2 protein-coding genes and 1 pseudogene are annotated in these 9,205 nt (G+C 39.9%); all 3 read left to right on the top strand.

All coding sequences use genetic code 11. The features are described from left to right. Window positions 1-1,596, top strand: a pseudogene (locus ACGH47_RS11235) (hypothetical protein); the annotation flags it as partial. A 421-nt stretch (window positions 1,597-2,017) separates the two neighbouring features. Then, a complete protein-coding gene (locus ACGH47_RS11230; RefSeq protein ID WP_411623464.1) occupies window positions 2,018-5,569 on the top strand; it encodes a hypothetical protein in 3,552 nt (1,183 codons plus the stop codon). Further along, window positions 5,569-9,205, top strand: a 3,637-nt coding sequence (locus ACGH47_RS11225) for a hypothetical protein (protein WP_411623463.1), incomplete at its 3' end; no start/stop codon positions are given. The genes ACGH47_RS11230 and ACGH47_RS11225, both read left to right, overlap by 1 nt.

The following is a 9,205-nucleotide window of genomic DNA, read 5'->3' as shown; positions in this document are numbered from 1 at the left end:
GCGACAGGGGTAAGCTTTGCGTGGAAAGGTAGCACCAGTATTAAAGGTAAAATTTACTTAGACAGTGATGATAACGGAGTGTACAACGCCTCAACGGACAGCAGTGTTAATGCGGACTTGACGGTGAAATTCAGTAATATCAACAATCCGGCATTACAGATAACACAAACAATTGCAGCCGGTGAGACAGTTTATGAACTAGGCGGTATTATTCCGGGCAAATGGCAAATTGAAGTGGAAGGGGTACCGAGCACGTTACGAGCAAGCTTTGACCCGGATGATGCGCACCATGACAGCAAAGGTTACTTAACCTTACCGAAAACAGTCAATCAGGCAATCATTGATATCACGGGTAACCTAACCGATCAGGACTTTGGTTATATCCATGGTGGTATTATTGAAGGTAAGCTTGTAGAAGACAGTGAAGGGACAGGTTCAAACTCAGCTGACAGTTATAAGGGGTTATCGGGTGTAAATGTTTATCTGTTAGACAGTGATAAAAAGCATGTGATGGATAAAGATGGCAAGCCAATGACGTCGATGACGGATAATAATGGTCAGTTTAGCTTCCGTAATCTGGCAATCGGTAACAATAGTGGCAGTACTGTTACGCATCATATCCGTTTACTGTTTGGAAATTATCATGATGGCGTGGTGGGTTCAACGCAGGACAGCCTGCTTTATGAACGCATTCCATCGTTTGAGAAGTACACAGACATCGACGGAAAAGTGGTTGAGCATCCGTTAATCGACTTGTCCTCACCACCGTCATCGATCGTGTATAACGGAGTAGGTGGAGCCCAAACCTTACCGATCGGTTTGAAAGACAACACGTTAACAACCTATTCGGCCTCGATTAACGATTTAATGTTGGGTTATCGGGCAGCGGATGCGGATATAACGGTTATAAAAACAGCGTTAAAAGATAATGTTGTGACAGGTGATATTGTTCCTTACAGCATAAAAGTGATCAATAACACGGTACAAACAGCGAATATCAAAGTGAAAGACATCTTACCGGCAGGGTTTAAGTATGTAAAAGGCTCTTCACGTTTAGATGGTAAGAAGATAGCCGACCCGAAAGGTGGAAAAGCGATGACTTATGATTCGTTGGAATTAAAAGGCAATGGTGAACTCGTTATTAACTATATGTTGGTTGTGGGCTCAGGCGTGACTCAGGGCGAGTACACCAATACGGCGATGGCACTGAGTAAACTGGGTCGAGTGGTATCGAATACTGCGCAGGCGACAGTGACAGTGACAGCGGACCCATTATTTGACAATGCATTAATCTTCGGAAAAGTGTTTGTCGACCGCAACGGTAATGGCGTACAAGATGAAGGTGAAGAAGGTCTGGGCGGCGTGAAGTTAGTGACGGCTCGGGGAGAAATCATCACAACTGATACGCATGGTCGTTACCATATAGTTGGCGTATCGGGAGGCCGTTGGGAACGAGGTGCAAACTTCGTTATCAAATTAGACCCACGAAGTTTACCGAAAGAGTACAAAGTAAGCGGACGTAATCCAAAAGTGGTGAGAGTATCGCCGGGATTACCAAGTAAAGTTGATTTTGGTGTTACCGAGGTAAATCAGTAATTACCATCAAAGACGGACAAGGAAGTCTGTCTATCCCTATCCTTTCAGGTCTTTCCCCCGTCTATCGGGGGTTTTTTATTTCTAATTAATCTATCCTATTAATCTTACTTTTAATAACTATAAACAGCTAATTAAAGTAACAATTAATATAGAAATTAGCGATCAGAATAATATATATTGATCGTTTATTGTGATCAATATATAGTATTATGTAAATATTATGAAAAAGTTTTAATAAAAGTATTTCATTTTGTAATTTTTTTAACTGATTGATTAGCTAATTTATTATTTATCAACAAAGGTTAATTGAGATTGGTCATCAATCATTTTTTAAGGTTTATGGATAAATTTTGATGTTGAGTTGAATTACGGAAATAAAAAATATAATCGATCTTAGAAGAAGAGGAAGGAAATAAACTAAATGAAAAAACATAACTGGACCCGGCATCCACTTTGCCTGAGTATTAGTTTTGCTTTTTTACTTGGCTCCAATAATGTTTATGCAGGTAGTTTAGATATACCTAAATTAAATATTATTCGGGATGAGTTTAACGCAGAAGAAAAGCTTAATTTAAGTATTTATAATCCAAAAGTGAAGTTGACGTCGCAAGGATTGTTTACGACACCAATGGGACTTTATATTTACACTAACTACCCAACCAAAATCGCAGAATATCAAATCACCATTTACCGTCAATCGGATTTAGATAACCGACAACCATTAAAGATCTTACGATTTAAAGAAATCAGTCCGTATGAAGCGGTGTTATGGCGTGGTGAAACCGATAATGGCGAGCCGTTATCGACAGACAGCGAGTATAAAGCGATTTTAACCACCACCAGTTATGACGGTTTGAAAGACAGTGTTTATGCAACATCGTTTAAGACATTAGGTCAAGGCATAGCGGACCATAACAGTGATTTTATTTCCTACAACAAACTGGACAATCAATCGGGCTCAGGCCATTTATTATTTGGCCAATTAAAATCAGAGAGCACGATACCGGGCTTTGGCGAAAGCCGGATAGATCATCAGGGCATAGTAACCAGTGCACAAGACCGTAAAGTGGTCATTCAAATGACGGGCTTAAAAGGTAAACAAGGGTTGATGCTTAATGGCGAGCCTTTAGTGGCGGATGCTCAAGGTCGAGCGATGCGAGAGATAATTTTATCGCCGGGTGATTATCAGTTTGATTTAAGCTGGCAGGATGAGCAGGGTCAGAAACAGTCGCAACAGGAAAAGTTAGTGGTTGAAAAGAAAGATGACATTTTTTATGTGGGTATCGTGGATGTGACGTATGCACAAAACAATGTTAGTGGAAAAGGGCGTTCGATACTGGAAGATGCCGACAGTCATCACTACAGCGGCAAAGGGAGCTGGGATGGTCGGGTTGCTTTTTACTTAAAAGCAAATAAAAACGATTATCGGTTAACAGCACATCTGGACACGACTGAAACGAAATTAAAAAATGCATTTGGACATTTAGGTGAAAAAGACCCGACTCGTTTTATCCGAGAAATCGACCCGCAAGCTTACTACCCGATATACGGAGATGATTCGACCACGGAAAGTGATGTGGATACGGAAGGGAAGTTTTATATCAAATTAGAGAAGGGCAAAAGTTACGGGTTATGGGGTAACTATAACTCCCAAATTACCGGCAATGAGTTTGCCAACTTTAACCGCAGTTTATATGGGGCAAAGTTATATCACGAAAGTGAGCATTCAACCCGTTATGGTGATACCCGCACATTCGCGACGGTGTTTTTATCGAACGGTGAAACGCGAGGCAGTCATGTTGAGTTAGCCTCGACCGGTGGTAGTTTATACTTTTTAAAACATCAGCGTATTACCGAAGGAAGTTTAAAGCTGTCGATGGAGGTACGTGACCGCAATACCGGTCGGGTGCTGAGCACCAGTACCTTGAACGAAGGGGTTGATTATGAAGTGAATCAGTATCAGGGTCGGGTGATGTTAACCAAAGCCCTGCCGATGACGGCAAACGGTGGCACGGGCAGTTCAATTATTGAAAGCGGTAATCTGGTTGGGGGTAACCCAGTCTGGATTATAGCGGAATACGAATATTACTCGGACGGTTTTGACTTTGAAAGCCAAAAAGTGTTTGGTGGTCGGGCTTATCACTGGTTAAACGACCATGTTCGAATCGGTGGGACGTATATCAGTGAAGACCAGTCAGGCGGTGAAACGTATGAGTTAAAAGGGCTAGATGTCATTGTCAGACCGACGCAAGGCACGCATACCCATTTTGAATATGCCAAAAGTAAGGCAAGGATGAGTGATATTTTTGTGTCGAGTAATGGTGGCTTATCATTTAATCAGACGGTGTTATCAGGTGATACACGGGGAGCGGCATGGAAGATTAATCAAAAAATCGAATTCAGTGATTTGACCGGTGAGGATATCCCATTAAGTTTTACGGGTTACTATTCGATGCAGCAGAAAGGCTTTTCGTCCTTTGCTAAAGCCCGTAGCAGTGATTTAGAAGAGTGGGGTGGCGAATTACGTTATGACTTTGAGACGGATAAAAAAGGTATCTTACTGGGTTACAGTCGTGAAAAAGACAAGGCAAATTATGTCGAAAAAATCGCGCGTGCTCAATATTACACAACACTCGGTGACTTATATAAAACGGCGTTAGAGTTACAACAACGCAACACCCATAATTATGGTGATGCTTCTACCCGTGAAACCTTAGTGGCAGCGAAAGTAGAGCGTTCGTTTTTTGGCGGACGGGATAAAGGTTATTTCATTCAGCAAATGACGATGACTAAATCGGGTGATGTGGCGAATGATAACCGTACCACCTTAGGATACAGTTCACAAATTACCGAAAGCATCAATTTGGGTGCAGAAGTATTTGCATCAAATCGGGGGGCCGGTGGTGGTGTTCAGGGGAGCTGGGATGTAAATGACCGCACCAGTTTATATACCAAAGTCTTAAATGATGTGGACTCGACCTCGGGGCGGGGCATTACGACAATTGTTGGGGGACGCACCAAAGCGACCAGTCAGATGGAGCTTTACTCAGAGCGTCAATTTAAAACCACCAAAATTGACCGAACCACTTCTGATGTTTATGGGGTAAGTTATAAACCGACGGAAGCACAATTTATAGAGGGGTCTTACTCGGTAGGACGGGTGAATAATCGTTACCGAAACCGCAATATCAGTTTAACCGGAAATGATGAAACCCGCCGGGATGTGTATGCAGTAGGATATGGTTATAAAAATGATACTGTTCAGGTACGTAACCGGGTGGAATACCGGATAGATGAAGGTAGTGAGCGGATCCGTCAATGGGTAACGACCAACCGGGCAAAAACGACCGTGAACGAGAACCTAAGCTGGATGGCACAGTTTGATTTTGCAAAAACGTTAGGAGAGCACGATAACAACAGTGAAGTGGTGAGTAACTACACGGAATCGACATTAGGCTTTGCTTATCGCCCGTTATCTATCAATAACCTGAATTTATTCGGAAAGCTAACGTATGTGTATGGTTTAGATCCGGATGATCAGCTGATAGCCAACTCGACATCGTCAAATAGCAAAAGCTATACCTCAAGCCTGTATGACCAAAAAAGTTGGGTGTGGTCATTAGAAGGTGTGTATGAGTGGAATGCGAACTGGGAAACAGCGTTTAAAGTGGCGCACCGACAAGGGCATTTACGTTATAAAGGTGAAAGCACGTGGTACTCATCAGGAGCAAGCTTATATGCACTTCGCCTCAATTACAAGACAGGTGACTGGGAATACCAGATAGAAGGTCGAATGTTACGTACAAACCTAGCAGATGACCATAAAGACGGGGTTGTGACCAGTATTTACCGAAATGTCGGTGATAATATCAAGATGGGAATAGGTTATAACTTTACGGATTACAATGACAACTTAACGCGCCTGAACTACCGTTCACATGGTTGGTTTGTCAATGTAGTAGGGAGTTTCTAATGAACAGTTGGCAAAAAGTTAATAGAGATCAGATGTATTCATCCGTGCAAATCAAATCAAACCGAAAAGTAGAAAAACGAAAAGAAGAGAATTTGCGCATATCAGGAGAAAAGATAATGCGAACTGCACATCATGCAACAGTGAAAAAAAGAATGCTAAGGGGTATAAAACAACTATTAGCCTCAGCGTTTATATCGATGGTGACACTATCAACTGCGTATGGCTTTGATATAGGTGGAAAAGTCTATTTAGATTATGACAATACGGCAAGCAAAACAGAAATGCCGTTAACGGGTTTAAAAGTTGAATTATATGATAGTAACCAAAAACTATTATCTGATGCAACAACCAACCAAGATGGAAGCTATAAATTAGATGCGCCATTCCTGGGGACATATAGGATTGTTGCCAAAACGACTGAAGGTGAAACCATTGATCGCTCAGTACAACTGATAGTGGATACCGGCGCCTCTGCTCAGAACTTATTTATCAAAGGGCAAGGCGGTGATATCAACTTAGTGATAAAAGATGACAAAGGCGCCGGTGCAAAGAATATTCCTGTTAGACTAATTTATAGTGCTTCTTCCAAAACTCCTATTTTTGTAACAAGTAATAGTGGTACAGTCGAACTTAAAAATACCTTAAAAGGGCATCAGTATGATATGGTGGTTGATGCAGAAGATTTTATTGCAGATTCAAGTAATAAAATCAAATATGCCTTATGGGATGCAACGTTACCGGATAGCAAAAACGCCTACGTTGACACAATTAGTTTTAATATGGCGGGTAAAAACCAAAAAGGTGTGTTTAATGTTAAACCACGTAATGAATGGGGTGTCGATGGTGTTGTCGCTATCGATCAAAATGGTGATGGGATCTATACAGTAGATTTTGATACCGGTGCGATTGATATGAATGTCGAGCTTTTTTATCCTGGCACGACAACCAAAGTACTGGGTACAAAAACAATGACTACTACTGATAATGGTCGATATCGTTTTAAAGACTTAGCGGTGGCGAGTTATGACATTAAGGTAACCAATGTTAAAGCACCTTATATTCCAATTAGTAAAATTGAACAAAACGTTAAAATAACAGACGAAAATAATCAAACAAGTGGTCCGACATTTTTATTAAAAATGGATCCGAACGATACAACGTTAGCTGGTATATCTGGAAATGTGTTTGTACTAGGACCTCAGCAATATATTAAAGCAGGTCCAGATTCAGGTAAAACGGGCAATAATATTCCGCTTGCCACTCTGGGTAGTACAGGAATTAATACCACTGTCGAACTTTACCAATATAATGGAACCGATTGGGAAAAAATTGCTTCTCAATTAACAGCCGGTAATTTGGGCACCTATCAGTTTGTTGGATTAGTAAAAAACAAAGATTATAAAGTTGTTGTCACGGAATCAAATATAAATTTAAATGAAAATATTTTTGTCAATGATACAGACGGTAAATCAACCAGTACCTCCTCTAAATCAAAAAGTATTCATAAAGGAAAAGTCACATTAAGTAATGGTACACAAGCTAATATTGCTGCTAAAGAGATTATTTTACCTAAACTTAATGAGCAAAAAACCAACCAAAACTTTTGGTATTCACCAATACGTAAAGATTTAGGTAATTTATTAGTCGTCAATTATTTGAAAACAGCCAATGGGGAATGGAGCTGGAGTTCAACGATTAATGGGCTCGAAGCGATTACCGCCAGTACTTATACTAAAATTGTCTTTTTTGAAGAAGATGGTGTGACTCCAGCAACCGATTTACAAGGTAATAAATTAGAAGTCAGCTATCAAAAGCCGGGTTTTTATGGCGTAAGAGGCTCACAAAATTATCCTATCGATCATGCGGGTTTGTTTTATTATTCTGTTGTTGAATATGATAAGGATAATTTGGATTATCCCGAATCATATAATGGCGAATATTCGGTTAATGTTGCACCGGCTAAAACTTGGGGAGATACCATCTATTTTACACCAACAAGACCCAATACGATTTCCGGATATGTTTATTTAAATAATAGTCATTCTGGTACTTTGGGTACTTATAATCCAAATCAAGATACACCAATTAAACAAAATCGGGTTACTCTGGAGCGTGAAGTATTTGGAGAATGGACAGTTATCACCGAATTCGCAACAGATGACAAGGGTCATTACAATTTCACTAATTTGCCTAATGGAGAGTATCGTGTTACGGCTAAACAGGAATATGGTGGCGGCAGTGATATAAGGAATGGCGATATTGATTTCGAAAATAATGATCAGAATAGTGGTTCGAGTATCGATCCTAATGATAATAGAAAAATGATATCGAGCATTATTGTTAATGCGAGTGGTGGTAACAAATATAACACAGATACTAACATCTGGTATAAATTAAAAATTAATCAACACATACTTCGTGGCTCAGTATTTTTAGATACATGGTTAGGTGATGGTGAGATACAAACCGAGCAAATGTACAATGCTAATGACTTACCTTTAAAGAATGCTATTGTTTTACTTTGCGAAGATGACGGTACCAATGATTGTACTGAAAACGGAAGTAATTTTATTGGGAAAAAACTAACGAATGCCAAGGGTGAATATAGCTTTCAAGGGCAACAAGATGGTATTAATCGAGATGTGACTTATATCGTTAAAACTATCTATCCAGGGACAACGGCTGTCACTAATCCTGATAAAGAGTTAGCACCAAGTTATAAAGTACAGTTTAAACAACTTGATATGCCATTAACTAAGCACTTTCTAATGCAAGGAAAAGGACAATTTTCGGGGGCGCCTGTTAATGATCTCAATGGTGATATGAAGTATGCAGGTGAGCAAACGATTGAGAATGGAAATGGATATTTTCAAATTTACTTCTGGAATGGAAGTGATTATGAAAAATGGGGTGATATTGGTGATTACTATCGAACGATCAAGCTAAAATCATTGCCTCAAGGCAGATATCGTGTCGTTCACAATCAGGGTGATAATTTTATCGATATTGCAGATATGGACCCAGCAACACCACCAGGAACGTTAGATTTTGAAGTATTAGCCGATGGTTCACTTGCCAATAATTTAGATAAAAATAATCTATTCCTAATGCAAGCTCAAGTTTCATCATCAAATACGACCGAGGCAATTTCGGGCAAGCTTTACTTGGATGTAACAGGTTCTAAAAACAAAGATGAAGCAGTTGAGCTCACTAAAGAAGAACTCATTCAATATAATAAAGGTTTGCTAACCGTAAGTGGTATTTTTACCCCTCGCATCTACCCGGGATATTTTAACGGTAATGTTGACGATATTTTGGATCAAGTTGACTTTATCGATAAAAGTGTACAATACACGGGCGAATTTGCTTATACAGCTGCGAATTCAACGCGAGGAAAATTATATCTAACCAATATGTTATTACGTTTAACTGGTTTGGATAGCACGCAATTTGAATTGGTCGGTAACAGTGGTCAGTTAAAAGGCGCTTATCTGCCAACAAAAGTACAAACAAATCTGGAATATATGCAAGTTGCACCTTCAGGTTTATTGGGAGCACAAGATCAGTACTGGTTAGTAAAACTGAAAAATGATACAGAGATCAGTGGTCGACTTTATTACGATTATGACGATGATG

This window comes from Gilliamella sp. CG16 (genome assembly GCF_046635785.1).
Taxonomy (GTDB): domain Bacteria; phylum Pseudomonadota; class Gammaproteobacteria; order Enterobacterales; family Orbaceae; genus Gilliamella; species Gilliamella apicola_I.
The sequence above is the reverse complement of the archived record's forward strand: the minus strand, read 5'-3'. Positions and strand labels throughout refer to the sequence as shown.

Excerpts from the sequence above, each read along its gene's own strand:
- ACGH47_RS11230 (WP_411623464.1), top strand. The coding sequence starts at position 2,018 with ATGAAAAAACATAACTGGACCCGGCATCCACTTTGCCTGAGTATTAGT.